This is a genomic window from Rhodococcus sp. Leaf233 (assembly GCF_001426165.1).
Lineage (GTDB): Bacteria > Actinomycetota > Actinomycetes > Mycobacteriales > Mycobacteriaceae > Rhodococcoides > Rhodococcoides fascians.
Map to the genome: position 1 here is coordinate 106,368 of NZ_LMRO01000002.1, position 19,061 is coordinate 125,428.

Below are 19,061 nucleotides of genomic sequence, written 5' to 3' on the forward strand. Positions count from 1 at the left end.
CGACGAGCCAAGGGTGCGGCGGTCAATTCAAGATCAGGGCGATGGCCGTGGCCACTGGCCAGGTGCGCAGGTGACGGTGTTCATCAGCGAACTGGACTGCCATCTCGTTGACGCCGATGATGACGCCCGACACTGCGAAGATTTGTTCGTGGTGAGCAAAGAACACCGTCGCACTCACCGCTCCGAACCCGACAGTCAGCCGGGACGAGATCAGCTTTGCGACAACGTGTGGAGCACTGTGACCGTTAACGGCGCGGGCGATCGCGGCGGCAGAGGAGACGATTTGATCGAGAGCGGAGTCGAGCGAGACTGCGGCGGCCGAGTAGGGGCCGAATGCCGGGATGGCCCGTTCGGTGACCAGGCCTGCAGGTTCACGTGTCATGAGGTCCATCGGTGACTCCTTGGGATATCGGTCCAGTGAGAGGGGTGCGGCGGGCTTCCGACACGTACGCAGTCGAGGTGCGTTCAGCATCGGGGCTGCTATCAGCCACGCGTTTCTACGTGCACGTCCGGCCTGGGCGTTGCCCTGGCGGCTCTTCCGGCGATGGCATCTGTGCGCTCGTCCGGTCAGGCTCTCTTGCGGGGATTACCGGGGCTGCTGTCGGTTCTGACCGCCCGCTCGCGACTCTGCGCCTCCAAGGTCTGTTGCCCAGATGTGCTGTCAGAGTGCGCTATCGAGCACCGCAAGGAGCCGTTCGAGGATGGCGTCGGCTCGGTTTTCGATGTCGTCGAGTGTCGAAGTGACATCGGTCAGTGCTTCATGCGCCCGTCGGCGGGCCTCGATACCGGCCTCGTAGTGTCGATCGTCCAGCACTACCTCGGGGTACACGATCGGCTCGTACGCCGGGGCGTCATCGGTCCTGCGCGCAGTCTTGCGATGCGGGTGATGCGTAACCGCTTGGCCATTCACGTGTGCAGCGAAGACTCGCGCGATCGATTGTGCCGATAGGACCGATTTTCCGAAGGGCGTGTGTCCCCAGCGGTCGATGGGCGTGAACAGCGGATCCGCCTGATGTTGGGCGGTGCGTTGTTCGGCAGCCTCGCTTGGCGGATAGCTGGTCGGCAAGGTGTCGGTGTCGAGACGGTCCGCGAGTAGTCGGGTGGAGGGGGCTCGGTCCTGGAACGCGAGGATCTCCGACCACTGTTGGTAGATCTGCGCAGGTGAGAGCGAACCGGGTAGATGGAACGGGGGGAGAGTGAGGGTGTGAATGCTTTCGACAACGAGGGTGTCATCGTCGATATGCAGGTCACAGCGACGTAGAGCGCTGATGTGCTCGAAGCTCAGGCCGGAGACGGCGAGAAGTAGAAGCAACCCGTCGCGTCGGCCGAACAGTCCCGCTGTCCATCCTGCGGTGGGCAAGTGATCGACGATCTCGGAGATTGTCGATCGAAGTTCCGACAATCGTTGCGCCCGAACCCGTCCGATCATCCGACGGATCGTGTCCGCATTGCCCGGCGCTGGCAGATCCGCGCTGCGATGCACGGTGTTCACAACAGTGATGCGGCGGCGCTGTGTGGCGAGAGCCGCGGGGTTCTCGGCGATGAACGCGCCAAGAGTGAACGGATCGGCGGGGAGGGCCACCATGTCGGCACCGGCGCACCAATCGTCGAACAGCGTCCATACGGGCCGGTCCTTCGTTCCGAGAGCGGGGACAGAACCCATCAGAGACCGATCTCGTTGACGGCGTTGTTCATGAGCGGAGCGTTCTCACGGGCGTAGACCTCGAGCATGTCGGTCGACTTGTGACCTGTCTGGCGCATGATCGAGTGAGCGTCGGCCCCGTTGCGAAAGGCCTGAGTGACGAACCCTGCACGCAGCGAGTGCCCGCCGAGGGAGGCAACCAGGTCTTCGTTGTATCCAGCGGCTCCGGCTCGACGCCGCACAGCGGCGTGAACGCTCGCACCGGACAGCGCGGTGGACGAGAGGTTTCCGTTCTTGGCGATGGATCGGAAGAACGGAGAGGATGCAGGGGTTCGCGGGCCAGTCGTTCGGCAGAGATGTTCGGTGAAGTCGGAGGGTCCGCGTAGGAGCCTGATCACCGCCGGCCGGCCGCCGCGTTCGTGGGCAGCAACGACCTCCCACCATCGCATCGCGGCGCACGGCGGGCAGCTCTGGTGGGTGACAGTGAACGGCAGAGCTTTGACAGTGCCGCGCCCGCTCTGGTCGGTCTTGGATTTGCGCAGATGGACATGAAGTCCGTCGAGACGGTTGACGGAGACGTCGGCGCACCGTAGGTCCGCAAGCTCGCTGCGACGAAATGCGCCGGCGAACCCCATCAGCAGGAGAGCACTGTCGCGGCGCTCGAGTACTTCGCTCGCCCAGCCGGCGATGGTCTCGCGGGCGATCCCCACCATCGTCACGATGTCGGTGACGAGTAGTGGGGCCATCTGCTTGCGGGGGCGGTCGCCAGCAGAGGCATAGGTGCGGCGAATTCCCGACAGAGTCGCACGGACGGCCTCGTGGTCGGTAGGGCTGATGTGTCCGTTCGTGCGGTGGGTGTGCGCGATCGCGGCCATCCACTTCGAGAGTGTCGCAAGAGCGAAGACGCGGTCACCGTCGGAAGTGAAGGTGTCTGATGCCTCGACGAGGTAGGCGGCGACGGTGACCGGATGCGCGGGGAGCGCGATGTGCCCGTTGGTGCGGCACCAATCGTCGAATCGTCGCCAGGCCGAGGTGTAGGCCTTCAGCGTCCCGGCCGAGCGCGAGGCGGCCATCGACTGCACGATTCTCGCGGCCACGGCGTCAGACAGCTGCGGGGGGACGGCCGCAGAGACCTCGTTGGTCACGCTGACAGGGGCCGGTACTTCAGGTCGAGACGCCATAAGCCCACCGTACAGAGCCTCACCGACACTCTGTTATGGGAAAAGTGTGCTGAGGTGGGGTTTTGCAGACGACGCTGCGGGAAACAGAATTCTCCTTGGCAAGCGCGTTTAAAACAGGAGTGACAACTACGCGCAGTTCTGAAGGCCGATTTCAGGGCTGATGCGGGTGCCGTGATGAGTGACGATGCTCAGAAGCGCGCTATGAGCCGCAACCACGCGTCACCTGCAGTAACGCGCACAGAAGATGCGTGCGGTGGTCATCTGTCGAGTCAGGGTAGCTTTGTTTGGTCAATCGCCGATCAACGTTGGGGGCACCAACGAGGATCGAAACGCAATCCGCCCCTCGCGGTCTGCGTCGACTGCGACCTCGCAGAGAGATGAGCGATCGGAGAGCGGTAGTGCCGGACGAAGTGGTCAAACGATTGGATCCAACAAAAGACACACTGGCGATTGTGTATCTCTACTCGGGGAACCAATGTGCGTTTCCGGACTGCGGTGTCGCGATGTTCCAGGATGGTAGGTACGTCGGCGAACTCTGCCATATAGAGGCGGCGTTGGAGAATGGCGAACGCTTCAACTCGAACTCGACGAACGAAGAACGTCGGCAGGAGTCGAATCTGATGTTGATGTGTGGACCCCACCATCGCATTACGGACGACGTCGAAGAGTATCCGGTCGAGCGGATGCGGCAGCTCAAAGCTGATCACGAGCAACCGTTTCGTATGGGCTTCAACAACATGCTCCTGCAGGAGATCCGCGACCACTCCGCGGCCGATATTCTCGTGCCGGCGAAAACGACTGCCGCGCTGTCCGATTTCTACTTGTTGGGGCTCAGTCCCGAACAGACACAGGCCGAGGTGGAGTACTGGCGTCAGTTCGGTGAGGTCCTAGCTGGTGTGACCAGATATGCCCGGTTACTGCTCGCCATCGCAATCAAGCACGCCCACCGGAATCGGGACTGGGGGTTGACCGTTACGGAATTGAGTCGACGAACACAGGAGTCGGAAGAGCGGATCGTTGAGTTGGCGCTGGAGCTGGAGCAGAGTGGACTTGCTTACGTGAATTTCGATCCCGAGTGGTACGAACACCCATTTCCTATGTTCGTCATCGGTGCAAAGTTCGACGAGCAGCTGCGGAATTTGGAGGGCTATGCAACTGGTGCTGGTATCGATCTGACAGAGATTCTCGCCGCACTCCGGTTCGATCTGCTCGACTCCAAGGACGGCGAAGAGTAGCCGCCAATCTGTACCAATCTGACTGACTGTCACACAGACGAAAAACGGGGCCTGTCCGATACGTCGGACAGGCCCCGCCTTCGGTTCCGTGGTCAGGATCCGATCAGCAACTGCTGTACTTGCCACCTGTGGCTGCTCGCACGATCCACGGAGACTTGCATGCGACACCCACGACGTAGTTGACGATGGACCTACCCCACGAAGTGCTCTGGAGAACCCACGTCGTTGGGCAGTAGCCCACGACGAAGGCGAGCACCTGCCACTGCTTGGCGTTGAGAAGACCCACACATCCGTAGGCGTTGTAGTTCGATGCCAGTTGAATGTCACCGGCACCGACCGTGCGGGTCGACGGTGCGACGTCGGTGGTCTTGTCCGTCGACGTGTCGATGGTCTGCTCAGCGGCGATCTGCGGCGACGCAGATTCGTTCAGCGTCGAGACGCCGGTCGATCCGAACAGTGCCGTGGCAGCGATAGCTGCCACAACCGTTGCGGTCACCACGAGCAACCAGAGTTGGGTTTTGACGGCTGAAATGACGGTGTTCATCGTGTGTCCCTCCGCGTTGGCCGGTCGGGTTGACCAGCGCATGAGAAGCTTTACAGACGTCGCGTAGCAGCAAAACCCAAGTCGGCGATATGTACATTCGAAGTCCGCGAGTATCCATAACGATGTCGTAGGTTGGAGTAGGTATGAGTCAGGTATCCAGGGCTTCTTCGGAAGGACGAAGGGACAGTTCCACGGCGATAGACCGCCGAAGGGAGCGAACCCTCCGCGATATCTACACCTGCGCAGCGCGACTGGCGGCGAGTGAGCAGCTGGACGGCATGAGCATGAAGGACTTCGCTGCAGCGGTGGGAGTGGCGGTCAACACGATCAAGCGGAACGGCTTCGAGTACGTGTCAGACGTGGCCGATTCATTGGTGGAGCAACCCGAGGTCATCGACACGGTGTTGACGCCGACCGCAATCGACCATCTGAAGGTGGCCGGCCGACAGAGCGCCGCTCGATCGAAGAGGGCCGCCGTCCATCGAGCCCAGCAGATCGCCTCCGACATCAAGGGGAGGGTCCAGCACGGACACCACAACATCGGGTCGGCTATAGGGAAGCTCGAACGTGAACATGCACGGCTGGCCCGTGATCACGCCGACGAGGGTGCCGTGCTGGCTGAAATGAGCAATGTTCTCGCCGAGCTGCACCTCGACCAAGCCGCCGACGATTCGACCGGAGAATCCTTCGGTAAGGCCTACGCCTGGGTCGACTCCGGCATCAGGGAGTTTCAGAACGACAGTCGCTCCAGAAACTTCACTCTGGGAGTGAAGCTGACCCAGAACGGATTGAGGGCGATTCGCGGCTTGATCGACCAGATCAACAGGGGCCTGCCCGCTGAGCCGTCGGAGAGCGACATCAAGGAAGCCCGCCTTGCAGTGGCACCCCATTTCTCGAAGGTAGCGCTGTTGATGGCAACCGAGCAGAGGTACTGCACGAAGCTCAATCATCCTGTCGGAGCCGCGAATGCAGAATTTCACCGCAGACGCGCCGAGGCTCTTCTCGTCGGCGGCGACGCCGGGGAGCGCGAGGAGATCGGCGCAGTTTTCGAGATGGGCCGAGTGCTGCGACGTACGACCACACGCATTCCCGATGACGTGCTGAGAACGTTCCTGCCGAGACTGTGTGCAACGCAGGTGGCCTATCCGGACAGAATGGCAGCCGAGGAACACAAGGAGCTTGATTCCATACGCAGGCATCTCGTCGATGCAATCGACGGAGAGAAGTCGAAAGCAATGAAGCGCGCAATACAGACATTGTTTGCCTTAGCGGAGGTCGATCTCGGCAGATGCGAGGCTGCCAGCGAACGCCCGCCCGACCATCTGTCGGATCTCGTTGTCGTCACCACGTTCGGAGCTATCGGTCGAGTGCTCGTTGCGGATCATCTCCTGCGTGCAGCGGAGACGGCCGGTACGCAGAATGCGCTGTACAAGGAAAGCGATTTCCTCTCGATCAGTGGGCATGACTTTCGCCGAGCTGCCCGGTACTGGTATCGGAAAGCTCCGAGGAACATGAATGTCAGCGGAGCGTCATTCAAACTCTCCGAACGTGCCCGGGACTCGTTGCATTCGAGTGGCCTGGCGAGCGAGAGCGAACCGGATCGGTGGGCGATCCTCGACGAGGACTCGGATGGATTGAATATGTACTTCCTCAAGCAACTGGCGGTCGGGGCTGTCACCAGCAAACCGCCGACCAAGAAGCAGGCGGAGAACCTTCTGGACGAACTCGAGCCGTTCCTCACCGTTCTTCGCTCGATAAGCCAGGGCACAACCGAACCAGCATTCAGGTGACGACAGTGGTACCTACTGACGGTCACAAGTGCCGTGGTCCGGTCCAGGAAAGAAGAACGCCGCCTCGTGGGATGCGAGGCGGCGTTCCGGTTGGGAATCGAGCGATGGTCGATGTTCGATCAGAGTGGAGGCAGGGCGTCGTGACCGACGATGGTGCCTGCGTCGCGTGGTTCGCGTGGTTCGTCGCGGAGGATTCGGTAGATCACGGCTCCTGCAGCTGAGACGAGGCCGAGCATGCCGCCGGTGAGGACGACGGTCCAGGTCATGATGAAGGTGTTGCTGGGGTTGTTGCGGTTACTCCAGAACCCGAACGAGGTGATGATGATTCCGACGATCAGGAGCAGTAAGGACCACCTCGCGGCTCTGGTCTGACCCTCGGTGCGGAATGCGTACGACGCGATGGTGGCAATGATGATGACGCTCAGTCCGACGGCATGAATGGCCATGTGGCGTAGCTCCTTACGTTGCGCAGATCCAGCGTGTGGTCCTGTACGAAAAACGCCGCCTCGTGACGGTACGAGGCGGCGTTCTGTGCGCATGGGCGCTGAGGAGAGTTCGACTAGCGGGGAGTGAGCGTGTTGTTGCCGATCACGAAGGGGCCGAAGAATGTCTCTCCACCGATGTACAAGCGCTGGAAGCCGTCGTCGATGAATCCGCCGACAGGGAGGTCTTTGATCGTGTGCGTGATCGGTCCGATGGGCGAGAAGAGGGTGAGTTTGTCACCGTCTACTCGGGCCGGGGACGTCGACGGAATACCGAAGGCCGTCGTGGTGAAGGTGTAGTCACCGGAGGGGACGGCGGCCGAGGCGGCCGGCGCTGCGATGACCGAGCCGACGATGGCGGCACCGGTAGCTGCAACGGTGACTCCCACGGCGGCGATCCGGCGTGTGAACTTGTTCATGATCGTGTCCTCCCGACATATCGGCGACGACTCGGAACGGTTGCTCCGGGCGGTCGGTACCGACTTCTAGTAAGAGGGTATATCGATAGTCCGCCAGATACTCCAGGAGAAACTCCGAACGGGTCGAACTAGGGGTTCGCAGGGCCGCTGGGCGCTCCGAGAAGACCGGCCGCGTCGAGGATCTCGAACGGGTATCCGCAGGCCTCTGGTGAGTCGATGCTGGGCTCGGTGATCGCGGCATCCGGAGTTGTGACTCCGAGTTGACCCCGCTCGCCATACTCGGACACCTTCAGAACTGCAGTGATCTGTTCGGGTGTCAGGCCTGCCCGGTCCTGGTCTAGTACGAAGTCGGTGTAGGGGAGGCATAGCCACTGAGTCACGGCGCTGGGGGCATCGTCCTGCGCGGCGACCGTTCGATCGAAAGCGGAGAGCAGTGCCCACCCTGCTGCCATAGCGACGAGAAAGACGACGAGGAGGACTGCCGTCAGGGTGGCCGTCACAGTTTGCGCGAGAGTGCTCTTGGGGCGTGAGGTCGGCTGGGCTTTGGTCGATTCAGGAATCATCGGTGTCTTTCGTGAGGGCCGGTTTCCGGCATCGGGGGCGGGAACGATTCGGGCCCCTGAGCGAGTGCTCCGAGGCCCGGTGATTGGTTGTGTGGCAATTAGTGATCGAAATGTCAGTCGCCGAACTCCGGTGACTTCTTCGGGGAGGCAGGGAAGCGATCGTTCGGCAAGTTGAGGAGCTTTGTTGCGATGGTGTCGCGATCGGCTCGCAAGAGCTCGTCGAGACTTACTCCCGATGGACGCCCGAGGCGTTGCCCGGTCAAGTGGTAGACCGAGCCGAGTTCGCGCTCACCGAGCTGGATCACCTCTCGAATGGGAGTTCCGCCGGCTTCATCGGCGGGACGTTCTCTCCAGACGAGTCGGTACTTGGGTTTCGAGTCGGGGTCTGTCTGGATGTAGACCTTGTTGCAGTCCGACAGATCGGGGTAGGAACCCATTCGTTCGAGAGGCCGCACGGGGATCTCCCCGTCGCGAATTGCCGCGAGTGCACTGAGAGTGACGGTGAGCAGGCGGCGGGATTCGCCTGTTGGATTACGGGCCGCGGCGGTCGCAAGGCTCTGGAGATCGCGCTCGAAGGCCGGATGCAGCGCGAGCTCGAAGGGTGACCCGGCCATGATCAGTCCTGGTTGGTTCGGGTCTGCTTGTCGGCCCAGTCTTCGCCGACCTCACCGAGCGTTCGCGCGAAGGCCTCGAGATCGGTCGTCGCGATGGTGGTGTCCGAGTCGTTCAGACGCCGATCGAGCTCGGAGTAGAACAGGTCTTCGGAGTCGAGTACTCGACGGTCGTACTCTCGCAGACGGAGAAGGTCGGCGATGGGAATCAAGGCGGCGACAGGCTTGTCGTTGGCACCGATGATCATAGGCTCCGGCAGACCTTCGGCGAAGCGGCCGATCATCCGCAGAACTAGGCCAGGGGCCTGCGCCAAAGGTATGAGGTTGAAAGGTTCATCAGTATTCTGACTCTGAGCGTCGGGCATGGTGTTCTCTTTCGGTGTCGTGTCGCAACCTGAATCTGAAGTAGTGAAACTGGCTTCGCGGTTCCTCTCCGACGGGCTGCAAAAATCCTAGACCTGCTGGTATCCGACAAGGGGCATGTCATCTCCGGCCGTGGGGCCATCCGGGTCGATGAGAGTCCCTGCTTGGGTCAGATCGGCGGCTGGCTGAGTGTAGTGCTTACCACTTCCCTCCGACCGGTATATCAAGGTCAGCTCACTGATTGGCCGATAATTATTTGTATCCTCCATTACGTCTTCCTAATAATGTGTGACAGGTCACAAGTGGGCTGGTGGGTTTTATGAGAATTCGGGCTGGAGCCGATCAATCTGATTTTGCAGCCGCGCATTCTTTGCGTGGGGGCCTTGTGCAACTGACCAGAAGAAGATCAACTCCGGGGCGGTCGATTGGACCGCCCCGGAGTTGATGGTGAACAGACTCTGCATTTCAGGAACGATCACGCTCACCGATCAAAATGGTGTCTCCTGCCCGTCTCCGGCGACCGTGGACGCCGACACGGGTACTCGTGTGTCTATACCGACCTCGATGCCGAGCGCATTGATCTGATCGACGACATCACCTGTGACCAGGTCCGCCTCAGCGACCTCCACAATGCCGATCTCGTCATCACTCGGAGCTGCTGCGTTCTCGACCTCTCTTCGACGCAGAGCGTCGACCACAGCTTCGTAGTCGGTCTCGATCCGAGGCTTTGCGGTAGAAACACCCGCGAGGATGACCTCGTCCATCTTGGCCCGAGTCAGCGCCACGTACAGGAGGCGCTTGTACGACTCGTCCTTGCGACTGTTCGAGGTCTCGGGCTGCAGCACGACCACCACGTGGTCGAACTCCATTCCCTTGACACCGTGGACGGTCGAGACCATGAGCTTGGGGTCACGAGCGGCCATCTCCTCTTTGCGGATTGCGTTCTTCTGACCGGTCAGCGAATTCCGGATCGCGTTGTTACGAATTTCGTAGTCCAGAATCGACTTTCGCAGGTACAGGAAGAAGTTGGCATCGGTCATCATTCCCGAGGCCACCATGGCAAGCCATCCCTGGCACGGACCATTGGTCTGCTTCCACCAATCGACCAACGCATCGGTGAGGATGCGCTCGGCGATCTCGGTGTTACGAGGCTCCAGGGAGCTGATCTGCGCGCGGATCTGCTGATGGAACGTGAACGGAGCGACAGCAGGTTCGACACAGGTCACCTGATCCCAGTGACGCGCAATGAAGGTGGAGAAGGTCTTCATGCTGTACGCGCGATCGCTGACGAGGTTGTGGACAGCCTCGTCCGGGAACATCTCGACGAGAACCTCCTGAGCCATCTTGGCGTGACGGCGGGTCTGGCACAGTACGACGGTGGTGTCGCGGGCCGCGAGATTGTTCGTGAAGTACTCCGTGAGTTTCTCGCCGCGCAGATACTGCTTGAGATTCTGATCGAAAGCCTTCTGTGTTCCGCAGGACTTGCTCATCAGACGCACCGAAGCCGTGAAGCTATCCACCGTCGACGTCACGACGGAGTTGGCCTGCAGCTGGATGTTGGTGAACCGATTGGCTTCGATGTCGCTCAGATGGATATTGGCGAAGTCGAGGATTTCCTGAGCCGATCTGTAGTTCGTGGACAGTTTGCAGACCGTGAATACCCCGGAGGCCTCCAGCGCGGACAGCGCCTTCGGATTCGCCGCCCGAAACTCGTAGAGGGTCTGGCTGGCGTCGCCGACCATGTACAGCGCGCACTGATGCTTTGCTGCATAACGCATGGCGTAGACGAACTGGAAGGCGCTGTTGTCCTGCACCTCGTCGATGATCAGGTAGGCGGGGCTGGCGTACGGCTCCACAAGCCTGTCGATGAGAAGGTACGACAGAATGATCTCGAGTTCGAGAGTCGTCTGACCGATTGTGTTGAGGATGGTCACGACCTCGCTGGTGTAGCGCTCGATGAACGCACTCATCGCGATGATGTCCGCGTTCGTCTCCTTGGTGATCGAGTTGCTCACCAACCGGTGGAATTCGCTGAGGACTTTGTCGGTGTGGACCTTCGCTCCGAAGTAGATGCCCAGCGAGTTCCTGATTGTCTCCATTGTGGAGAGCTCTTGGTCGGCGAAGTTCGTCGTGTAGATCTCGTGGATCATTCTGGCGATCGTCTTGGACTCGACGCCGGGATTGCGATCTCGGATCTCGTCCGCCGCGGCGTTCGTGAAGGACAGCGTCAGAATCGAGCTGGCCGGAACGGAGCAGCCTTGGGTGAGCATCTTGATGCGTTCGGTGATCGTCCAGGTCTTCCCCGCGCCCGCGCCGGCCACCACCATCACCAGCGGATCGGTCGTCTGCACGGCCTCACGCTGCTGAATCGAGGCGTAGTCCGGAATGGTGTACCGCGCAGGATCGACGGGGCCCGGTACTGGCAGTAGATGTTTGACGGCATTGAGGCGTTGCAGTTCAGCGTTCTGCTTGAGCTGCATGTTGCGTGAGATCAGGGCCGACGAGATCGGCCCCGAGCCGTCCAGTTCGAGCAGCCCCGCATAGATCGCGGTGTAGGCCTCCAACGGAGTGGCGAAGTTGTCCAGGAACGCCAGCTCGCGGCCAGCGGAATCCATCTCGACCACCTCGACGCTCGTGCCGCGCGCCGTTGCAAGCCAGTTAGCTGCGGAGTAGAGCCGGTTGATGAAGGACATGATGGGTTCGACGACGAGCTCGGTTTGAAAGAGCTCGGCCGCGCTGCACAGGCGGTCGTAGACCGAGTAGTGATCGAGCGACCAGGAGACGAAGCCTTTCTTGTCGAAAGCCGGCAGGGACACCGAACGACCCGCCAGATAGCCCACTGTGGACTCGATCATCTCGGCCAGCGTCTCGGGGACGTTGAACGAATAGTTGATCGACACGAACGATTCGACGCCTTCGAACCTCAGCGGATCATGGGTCACGACGTCAGTGACAGCGGCGATCTCGCTGATCGACGGAGCAGTAACAGGATGGCCGTCGGAATCGAGAAGCACTGTGGTGCCGTCGACTTCGTACAGCTCGTCGGTGTGCTCACCTTCTGCGATCACGTACAGCTCCACCCGGTACCGAATGTGGGTGGTCTTGGTCCAGGCGTTCTTACCGGTGCTGACGTCCATGATGCCGCGGTCACGCAACACCACGAGCTGCGGTTCGAGGTTGAGCCACAGGCGGAAACCGGGTACACCGCCGCCGAGGGCCTTGCTCACGTCGAACATGTCCTCGACGAGACGGACCGAGACCTTCTTGCCCTTCTTCTCTTCCTCGAAGTGGGCGGTGGGCGGCACTGGGAAACGGTAGAGGTACGGGGCGGCGTCGAGCTCGGCGGCCGTCTGGCCCGCTTGGGAACGGGCGACGTCGATCGCGTACACGCGCTGCAGCGCTTCTTCGAAGTGCAGCTCGAGCAATGGCTGAGTGACGAGAGTGCGAACAGAGGTCTCGCCGTCGATCTGCTCCTTGGTCGGAGCATCGACCTTCGGTATGGGGTCGTAGCTCAGGTCGGGATTGGCCGGATGCACGGAGATGTCGATGCGGCCACGGTTGCCACCGGTTCCGCTGATGTCCTTGTGGAAATCTTTCGGGGTGTACTTCGGTTCGAGGTTCTGACCTGAAAGGTCGTCTTCGATGATGAGCGGCTGGATCGGCATGCCGGTCTCCTTTTCACGTGGTCAGTGGTGGCGTCTGTGGTGGTCCAGCTCGCTGAAGTCCCGCGATCCAGCCGGCACTCAGCCCGGCTGGTGAGCTGTCTCTGACTCCCTCCGGCGCGCCCGATGGGCGCGCGCACTGCGCTCTGCAGTCCGATCAAGGCGATGAGCCACCCCATACCGACCCGAATGGATCCTCTCGGCGAAATATCGCGACCGGGGCAGCAGCAAGCCGCCCCGGCCGGAAGGTGGTCTCAGGTCAGAACTGATCCAGCGCGAGCAGGGAGAGAATCCGGTCCTCTTCGTCGGCCCCCTCGGGCAACCAGTTGCCGATAACAGCCGTCTCGGGACGACCGCGGTCAGGCTTGGCGGTTCCGACGCCGAACAGCGAGAGTGGCGAGGTGGTGACCGAATCGGCGCGCTGATCTTCGTGGATCTGCACCGCTTGGTCGACGAGAAGAGTCAGAGCGTGCTCGAAGGTGAACAGACCGCCGTTCTCGATGGCCCAGACCAGAGCGTCGGTGGCAGACTCGCCACTGTCCTGATGGATGTTCTCGCACGAAATCACTGTGGTTGCGGCTGCTTCGGTGAGATTTTGTGCGTAGGCGCTCGGGGCCAGTTGCAGGAAAGTCATGATGTCTCCTCGTTGGTGTCCCCGTGAGTGGGGTGGGTGGGTGTCGGTCAGATGGCCGTGAGCCGTCGCGCTCATCGGCGGATGGCCCGTAATTGGGCCGAACGTGCGGCCCAGATCAGTTGTCGCCGTAGTGATTTGCGACGTAGTCGTCGATCTCGGCCTCGATCGCCGAGGCTGCACCGGGGTCTACGAGATGCGGAGCGATGGCCAGCCGGTAGCTCGATCTCAAGTCGTCTATGAGCTCGAAGACCAGTTCCTTGGTGTCGAGGTCGGCGAGTCCTCGTATGGCCTGATCGAGATCGCTGATGATCTCGTCGGGGCTGCGGGTTTCGAAAGGCGTGGTCATGGTTGTGTCTCTTCTCGGGTGGGCGAGCCTGCCCCGTCTAGAGCGCGCAGGAGCCTCGCGAGTCGCGAGACCCCTGCGCTGTGCGGGTGAATTACTAGCTGGGATCGAGAATCTCCTCGATCCAGTTCCGGACCGTCGGCTCGGCCGGCCGCGCGCCCTGGGCGGCCACGTAGCTGCTGTCGATGAAGTCGGCGATCTGGTCGTCGCTCAGCTCCTCGGGCAGTGACGCAGCCAAGAACGGGTTGGTTTTCTCGATCTCGGCACGAAGGCGCACGAATGCAGAAGCGAGCACTTTCCCGTACGTCTGCTCCGAGATCAGGTCGAAGGCGACAATCCAGGAGAACCTGCCCAGCAGCTCGGGCTCGAAACCGCCTCCACCACCATGTGTTTCGGTGAGCGCCTTCGTCAGCTGCTCTCGTGTCAAGGAGTTCGCTCCCGCCGGCGACGTCGAGCTGAAGCCCAGCGACATTCCACCCTTGGAGATCGCGTCACGACCAGCGTTGGTGGTGGCGATGATCAGAGCCTTGGAGAAGTCGACCGTTTTGCCAGACGCCATGCGCACCGTGCCTTCCTGCAACGCTGCCAGGAAGATCCGCTGCACGTCGCGGTGGGCCTTCTCGAACTCGTCGAGGACGATCACCTGTCGCGGGTTGGCGTCCAACGGGTCGAAGGGCATCTCTTTGTTCGAGTCCGACCCGACGTACCCGGGAGCGGATCCGAGCAGTCGCGTGATCGACATAGATTCGGAGTACTCGGCCATGTTGAAGATGATCGGCTCGGTACCCATGATCGAATGCGCGATCTGCCGGGCAACCTCGGTCTTACCGACACCAGAGGTACCGGCGAACATCCAGCCCATGGGCTGACGGCGCGGGAAGATCCCGCGAGCGTCCCTGCGCAGGAGTGTGATTGCTCTGGCACACACCAGCTCCTGACCCTCGATGCGGGCGAGTGCTTCCGTCAGAGCAGATTCGTCGAATCCGCGAGCGACGGCGTCGGAGCCGTGCATGCTTTCCGCGGTCTCTTTGATCACTGCTCGGGTCAATGGAAGTGCGTCCGTGGGAGCCATCAGCGCAGCGATGTCCGGCTTGTGCCTCTTGATCGTGAGCTTGGCCAGCGACCTGTCCAGGAGGGTCAGGGCACTGTCCGGGCGGTGGAGTGTGGTGAGGTGCTCGTCGGCAAGGGTGATGACGTGATCGAGAACGGTCTCGTCCGCCGACACAGACTTCTTGTAGTGGGTCAACAGACCCGGCAGGACTGTGCGCAGGACCTGCAGAGTTTGATCCTGGTTGAGCTCGGAGACCCCGATCCGGGTGAAGCGACGCGCGAACGCCGGATCCGACGTCAGACGGCGGCCCTCTTGATCGGTGGTGGCTCCGATGACCCGGAGATCGCCGCGAGCGAGAGCCGGTTTGAGCGATTGTGCGAGTTCTTCGTGCGAAGTGGAGCCGTGGCCGTCAGCGGGAACGAGCTGGTGGATCTCGTCGATGAAGAGGATGACGCCGTTCTTCGGCTCCTTCGCGAACGCGATGAGCGCCTCGAGCTTCTGCTCCATCATGCCGCGGTACATCGTCCCGGCCATCAGCGACGACAGATTCAGTTCGTAGATCGTCTTGTTCTTCAACCGCGGCGGAACCGACGGGTCCTTGGTAGCGATCCGACGAGCCAACTCCTCGACGATGCGGGTTTTGCCGACACCGGCTGGGCCCAGAAGGATCGCGCTGGGCTTGTTCTTGCTGATGAGGGCTGCTGCCGTGCGGTCGATCACTTCGTCCCGGTACTCGGCCGGCAGCGCGGAGGCGAACTTTTCGTTGTAGTCGGTGAGCATGGACTTGGCGACGTCGTCGGGGTCCTCGGGTGCCGCCCCGCCGGGCAGAAATCCGCCCATGAGCGCACCGAGTGCACTACCCGACATCGGGGTGGCCGATCCGGGACCGGCGCCGGATCCCGTCTTATCGTCGTCGGAGAAGTCGTGCATGTCCTTGGCTACAACCGTGAATCCGTTGTCGCGCAGAGCAGTGTGGTGTGTCATGGGTGAGATGTCCTCTCTCGGAATGGATCAGCAGCGCGGGGGTGGCCACGAGGTCTATGGGGAAGTTCGACTGGCGAAGGGGAGACGAGAGTGAAGATCCCGTCTCCCCGTGTTGGTCAGCGGTTGTCGAGCGCCGCCCCCGCATAGCCCATGCCGAGGATCTTGGCGTCGATGTTCGGATCGAGCGGGCGCATCGAGTTGATGAAATTGGCGCAGTTGTACTTGACCGAATCCCAGCTGTGCACGTTCGAGCGGTCGAATGCCGGGAGGTAGACGACGTTCTCCGGGTGGGTGAACATGTGCGAGGAGTTCGCGACCCAGCCGAAGTCGGTGGCGACGACGTTGAGCCGACGGCGACGGTCCACGCTGGCCTGGACGAAGTCGTAGATCAGGGTGAAGTTGTTGCCGCCCCCGACTTTTGGCACTGCGGCAATCAGTTTTCTCATCTGGTCGATCGACTTGCCTTTGACCGGCAACAGAATCTCCGGAGCGAGCAGGTGGCTGTGCGAGCTGAAATAGAAGTTCATGTCGAACTTCTTGGCCATCATCATCAGGAACAGGGCGCCGTCCATGTAGTCCTCGAGGCTCATCGAGCCGGAGGTGTCCGGGTAGTAGTGAATGTCGGGCATGAACTCCTTGCGCAGGGTGGTGCCCGGTACGTCTGGGCTGTCGGGTCGACGGCGGTTGGCCCGGGAGAAGGTTTTCTGCCGGTAGAGCCGGACGTTCTCCGACTTGTTGACTTTCGCCATGCGGTCGAGCTTGAGCCGCAGGTCCATCAGGATCTGCTTCGGCGGTGGGGCCGAGTCGAAGAAGTCATCTGCCTGGGTATCTCGGCGAGTCTTTTCTTCGAGTTGACTACGTGAGTTGACAGCCGTTCGCTGGGCATTTCGCAGCCGGTTGGCGGCTGCGCCGAGGCGGGTGATCGTCCTCATCGACATGATTTTCAAACCGCTGTTGAGCTGCTTGGTCACCCACGTCCACTGAGTCCTGATGTCGGACGGAACGCGTCGGGCGTGGGCGTCGAGATTGACGAAGACAATGGTCTCGGGGCAGATCAGTTCGCTGAGGTCGAAGGGCATCAGCGCTGCATGCGCCGGCACGGCATCTGCTGCTGCCGTGGACCGTTCGCTCTTGACGAAGGTGAAGAGCGAGTGCACGACCAGTCGGGCGAACGAGTAGTCCTCGGTGGGTGTGCCGGCGCGCGAACGCAGACGGAGAGTCTCGGTGAGATCGTTCAGGTCGATGGCTGCACACTGACGGCACTTGTCGAGAACATCCGAGGAGATCTTGCTGCTGGCGTGCAGGGCCGTCGCCACCATCATCAGATGTTCGCCGAAGCGCTCGAAGGTGTCCGGGCCGAGCATCGCGACGCCGAGGGTCGGGGGACGGAAAGTCGCCGCCAGAGCGACGAAGAACTGCGTCCATGCGGTGTCTCCCTCGTCATATGCGGTCGGTGATGCGCCGGCACCGATGAGTGCGAGCAGTTCCTTCGCTGCGGGTGAGACGGAGTTCTCGGCCGAGTAGATCACCCGTCCCGGTTCCGGGGCCGGCATTCCAAGTTCGCCCAGGCCCTGATTCAGGAAAACGTGACGAACGTAGGGATGCGACGTGCGCGAGATCGCAGATGTCGTCTGTGCCAGCAGATCCAGAGCAGCGGCATTGCTCTCAGGTGTGTCGCCGCGGGTCTCGCCGGTGAAGGCGTCGACGAGAATCGGAGTGGCCAGGACCTTTCCGAGAGCTTCTGATGAGATCGGGCTGCCCGACACCGAGTCCACGGCGGTCGCCGGCACGGTGGGGACCAGCGGCGAGAGCAGATGCGAGAAGGCAAATTTTGAGAGCACCGCGGTGGGGTCGTACTCGATGCCGGGATCGGCCGAGTCGGTGACGAGTGGCGGCGGGAAGTCGAATGCGCTGAGACGGTGAGGCGTCTGCCCCGAGATGACGATTGCCATGGGAATGGCCCTTTCTTGGTGTGCGAGAAGTGGTCTCGGATGTGTGTCGAACCATCTCCGGGAACGCCGAAGCCCCGGATCGCAGCGAAGCGATCCGGGGCCGTGGTGTCGAACGGTCAGGCTGCGAGGAAGTCGTGAATCCGCGACAGCGACAGGACCAGTGGGGCGTTGGACTTGTCCAGGAAGTAGCTCACCGATGCGGGGTTGAGCGCATTGGACGTTGCTCGGTTCAGCAGGGCGCTCTGCTGATCTTTCGTGAGCGAGGAGAGCGCGCCGTCGTCGACGATCCGATCGAGAACCTTCTTGGTGAGATCGTTCTCTGCCTTGGTTGTGAGGGCGAAGATGAGCACGTCGGCCTGCTTGTCCGTGGTCAGAGAGGACACGATCTGTTCGATCTGGTTCTGGGTCGTCGCTGCACGCAGCTTGTCCCAGGCCGCCGGGCGGGCGATGGTCATCGACCCCGGTCCTGAGCTCGCGGCGGGTGCCAGCAAGGACACCAGCAGTTTGGCGTGGACTTCGTTCGTGAACGCGGTGTTGCCGGTGTGAGCAAGCATGCCGAGCATCAGCTCGGTGGTCGTCTGCCCGTCGGGACCGACAGCTTCTTCGACCGCTAGTTCCGCCATGACCGTGGCACCGAGCTCGTTCATCCAGAGATTGAGCCCCTCGATGGTGCGCGGTGCCGTGTACTGACTCATGTCTTGCGAGTCGTCCATCTGGGTGGAGAACTCCGCCATCTGCCGATCGGAGACGGCTCCTGCACTGACGCTGGGATCATCGTCGTCGTCCGGAGTGGCGACGATCAGCCCGGCCGGGACCGGGCTCTGAAGAACCCAGTCCGGATGCTCGGTGAGCACCTGCCGGATAGCCGGCTGCATGTCGTCGCCGAGCAGATCCAAGAGGACCTTCGCATCGGGACGCACGGGGTACAGCGCGAAGCGCGTGAGCGAGGCCGAGTCGAGCATGGAGATGTTGCCCTTGTCGTTGCCGGTGACGATGAATCGGATGTTGTCGGCGAGCTTCAGATTGCCGCATCGACGAGAGGTCAGCAGTGTCAGCGCCGCCGAGGTGACGTCGGCGCTGGTGCGGTTGATCTCGTCGAGCAAGATGATGACCAGAGTGTCGGGGTTGGCCTCGGCATGATCGTTGGCCTCCTGAATCGTGTAGTGCGGGAAGAAGATCTGCACGAAACGATTGGGGTTCTTCGGATCCGGAACGGTCCGTACGCCGGTCAGATCGGCTGCGTCGGAGAGTGTGTTGACGTCGATGGAGAACACGGCGAAGTCGCCGTTCTTGGCCAGCGCGTTGACTGCCATCGTCTTGCCGATCGCGGGCGGCCCGAGAAGGCAGGGCGCGACCCGCGTATTGCGCAGGTCCGGCCGGAGGTGGCGCAGGATGAATTCTTCGTTCAGGAGGAAGGTCATGTCTGGGATCTCTTTCGTGTCGGTGTGGTGGCGTAAGAGGGGCTGTGTTCGGTCGAGAGGGGTCGTTCGCCCTCGGGGCAGGCACCTCGCTCGGACAACCTCCGGTCGCGCCTTCGGCGTCGCCGCCGTCGTTGCACGTCGAGCACTCCTGCCAGCACGCCTCTCTCAACCCACCACTTGCTCT

Annotated in this window: 17 protein-coding genes; 2 read left to right on the forward strand and 15 right to left on the reverse strand. The window is 61.6% G+C overall.

All coding sequences use genetic code 11. The features are described from left to right. Window positions 1–22 precede the first annotated feature (22 nt). From ASH04_RS05940 to ASH04_RS05950, 3 genes are all read right to left on the reverse strand, one after another. The gene (locus ASH04_RS05940) at window positions 23–391 is read right to left on the reverse strand and encodes a hypothetical protein (RefSeq protein WP_057473032.1); all 369 of its coding nucleotides are present in this window, start codon (window positions 389–391) and stop codon (window positions 23–25) included. A gap of 270 nt (window positions 392–661) precedes the next feature. After that, window positions 662–1,663, reverse strand: coding sequence for a hypothetical protein (locus ASH04_RS05945; RefSeq protein WP_057473033.1), 1,002 nt, complete (start codon window positions 1,661–1,663; stop codon window positions 662–664). Further along, entirely contained in the window at window positions 1,663–2,823 is a 1,161-nt protein-coding gene (locus ASH04_RS05950) for a site-specific integrase (RefSeq protein WP_057473034.1), read from the reverse strand. Before ASH04_RS05950 ends, ASH04_RS05945 begins: the two co-directional genes overlap by 1 nt. A gap of 398 nt (window positions 2,824–3,221) precedes the next feature. On the opposite strand from ASH04_RS05950, the gene ASH04_RS05955 reads away from it, so the two are divergent. Beyond that, window positions 3,222–4,058, forward strand: coding sequence for a hypothetical protein (locus tag ASH04_RS05955; RefSeq protein ID WP_156394483.1), 837 nt, complete (start codon window positions 3,222–3,224; stop codon window positions 4,056–4,058). Window positions 4,059–4,161: 103 nt separating this feature from the next. Here the strand turns inward: ASH04_RS05955 and ASH04_RS05960 are convergent, their stop codons facing one another. Beyond that, on the reverse strand, window positions 4,162–4,602 hold the full coding sequence (locus ASH04_RS05960) for a hypothetical protein (protein ID WP_057473036.1): 441 nt from the start codon (window positions 4,600–4,602) through the stop codon (window positions 4,162–4,164). 278 nt (window positions 4,603–4,880) lie between these two features. On the opposite strand from ASH04_RS05960, the gene ASH04_RS05965 reads away from it, so the two are divergent. Then, on the forward strand, window positions 4,881–6,392 hold the full coding sequence (locus tag ASH04_RS05965; RefSeq protein WP_057473037.1) for a hypothetical protein: 1,512 nt from the start codon (window positions 4,881–4,883) through the stop codon (window positions 6,390–6,392). Window positions 6,393–6,511: 119 nt separating this feature from the next. Here ASH04_RS05965 and ASH04_RS05970 read toward each other — a convergent pair whose 3' ends face one another. The 11 genes from ASH04_RS05970 to ASH04_RS06020 all read right to left on the reverse strand — a co-directional run bounded on the left by ASH04_RS05970 (window position 6,512) and on the right by ASH04_RS06020 (window position 18,877). Then, entirely contained in the window at window positions 6,512–6,838 is a 327-nt protein-coding gene (locus ASH04_RS05970; RefSeq protein ID WP_057473038.1) for a hypothetical protein, read from the reverse strand. Between the two features lie 113 nt (window positions 6,839–6,951). After that, on the reverse strand, window positions 6,952–7,293 hold the full coding sequence (locus ASH04_RS05975) for a hypothetical protein (RefSeq protein ID WP_057473039.1): 342 nt from the start codon (window positions 7,291–7,293) through the stop codon (window positions 6,952–6,954). Between the two features lie 128 nt (window positions 7,294–7,421). Then, window positions 7,422–7,856 carry a hypothetical protein gene (locus tag ASH04_RS05980; RefSeq protein WP_032399739.1) on the reverse strand — a complete coding sequence of 145 codons (435 nt, stop codon included), beginning with the start codon at window positions 7,854–7,856 and terminating at the stop codon, window positions 7,422–7,424. Between the two features lie 113 nt (window positions 7,857–7,969). After that, a complete protein-coding gene (locus ASH04_RS05985; RefSeq protein WP_032373175.1) occupies window positions 7,970–8,470 on the reverse strand; it encodes a hypothetical protein in 501 nt (166 codons plus the stop codon). A gap of 2 nt (window positions 8,471–8,472) precedes the next feature. Then, a complete protein-coding gene (locus ASH04_RS05990; protein WP_032373174.1) occupies window positions 8,473–8,715 on the reverse strand; it encodes a hypothetical protein in 243 nt (80 codons plus the stop codon). 603 nt (window positions 8,716–9,318) lie between these two features. After that, window positions 9,319–12,495 carry a UvrD-helicase domain-containing protein gene (locus tag ASH04_RS05995; protein ID WP_057473040.1) on the reverse strand — a complete coding sequence of 1,059 codons (3,177 nt, stop codon included), beginning with the start codon at window positions 12,493–12,495 and terminating at the stop codon, window positions 9,319–9,321. A 256-nt stretch (window positions 12,496–12,751) separates the two neighbouring features. Further along, window positions 12,752–13,126: a hypothetical protein gene (locus ASH04_RS06000; protein ID WP_032373173.1), complete on the reverse strand. Its 375-nt coding sequence runs from the start codon at window positions 13,124–13,126 to the stop codon at window positions 12,752–12,754. 115 nt (window positions 13,127–13,241) lie between these two features. Then, on the reverse strand, window positions 13,242–13,472 hold the full coding sequence (locus ASH04_RS06005) for a hypothetical protein (protein ID WP_032373172.1): 231 nt from the start codon (window positions 13,470–13,472) through the stop codon (window positions 13,242–13,244). Window positions 13,473–13,566: 94 nt separating this feature from the next. Continuing rightward, entirely contained in the window at window positions 13,567–15,504 is a 1,938-nt protein-coding gene (locus ASH04_RS06010) for an AAA family ATPase (protein ID WP_057473041.1), read from the reverse strand. 116 nt (window positions 15,505–15,620) lie between these two features. Further along, window positions 15,621–17,456 (reverse strand): hypothetical protein, encoded by a 1,836-nt coding sequence (locus ASH04_RS06015; RefSeq protein WP_057473042.1) that lies wholly within the window; start codon window positions 17,454–17,456, stop codon window positions 15,621–15,623. Between the two features lie 116 nt (window positions 17,457–17,572). Next, complete coding sequence (locus ASH04_RS06020; RefSeq protein ID WP_057473043.1) at window positions 17,573–18,877, reverse strand: ATP-binding protein; 1,305 nt, start codon at window positions 18,875–18,877, stop codon at window positions 17,573–17,575. Between the last annotated feature and the right edge of the window lie 184 nt (window positions 18,878–19,061).

Bases quoted from the DNA above. Each gene is read 5' to 3' on its own strand.
- ASH04_RS05940 (WP_057473032.1), bottom strand. From the start codon at position 391: ATGGACCTCATGACACGTGAACCTGCAGGCCTGGTCACCGAACGGGCC.
- ASH04_RS05945 (WP_057473033.1), bottom strand. From the start codon at position 1,663: ATGGGTTCTGTCCCCGCTCTCGGAACGAAGGACCGGCCCGTATGGACG.
- ASH04_RS05950 (WP_057473034.1), bottom strand. From the start codon at position 2,823: ATGGCGTCTCGACCTGAAGTACCGGCCCCTGTCAGCGTGACCAACGAG.
- ASH04_RS05960 (WP_057473036.1), bottom strand. From the start codon at position 4,602: ATGAACACCGTCATTTCAGCCGTCAAAACCCAACTCTGGTTGCTCGTG.
- ASH04_RS05965 (WP_057473037.1), top strand. From the start codon at position 4,881: ATGAGCATGAAGGACTTCGCTGCAGCGGTGGGAGTGGCGGTCAACACG.
- ASH04_RS05970 (WP_057473038.1), bottom strand. From the start codon at position 6,838: ATGGCCATTCATGCCGTCGGACTGAGCGTCATCATCATTGCCACCATC.
- ASH04_RS05975 (WP_057473039.1), bottom strand. From the start codon at position 7,293: ATGAACAAGTTCACACGCCGGATCGCCGCCGTGGGAGTCACCGTTGCA.
- ASH04_RS05980 (WP_032399739.1), bottom strand. From the start codon at position 7,856: ATGATTCCTGAATCGACCAAAGCCCAGCCGACCTCACGCCCCAAGAGC.
- ASH04_RS05985 (WP_032373175.1), bottom strand. From the start codon at position 8,470: ATGGCCGGGTCACCCTTCGAGCTCGCGCTGCATCCGGCCTTCGAGCGC.
- ASH04_RS05990 (WP_032373174.1), bottom strand. From the start codon at position 8,715: ATGATCATCGGTGCCAACGACAAGCCTGTCGCCGCCTTGATTCCCATC.
- ASH04_RS05995 (WP_057473040.1), bottom strand. From the start codon at position 12,495: ATGCCGATCCAGCCGCTCATCATCGAAGACGACCTTTCAGGTCAGAAC.
- ASH04_RS06000 (WP_032373173.1), bottom strand. From the start codon at position 13,126: ATGACTTTCCTGCAACTGGCCCCGAGCGCCTACGCACAAAATCTCACC.
- ASH04_RS06005 (WP_032373172.1), bottom strand. From the start codon at position 13,472: ATGACCACGCCTTTCGAAACCCGCAGCCCCGACGAGATCATCAGCGAT.
- ASH04_RS06010 (WP_057473041.1), bottom strand. From the start codon at position 15,504: ATGACACACCACACTGCTCTGCGCGACAACGGATTCACGGTTGTAGCC.
- ASH04_RS06015 (WP_057473042.1), bottom strand. From the start codon at position 17,456: ATGGCAATCGTCATCTCGGGGCAGACGCCTCACCGTCTCAGCGCATTC.
- ASH04_RS06020 (WP_057473043.1), bottom strand. From the start codon at position 18,877: ATGACCTTCCTCCTGAACGAAGAATTCATCCTGCGCCACCTCCGGCCG.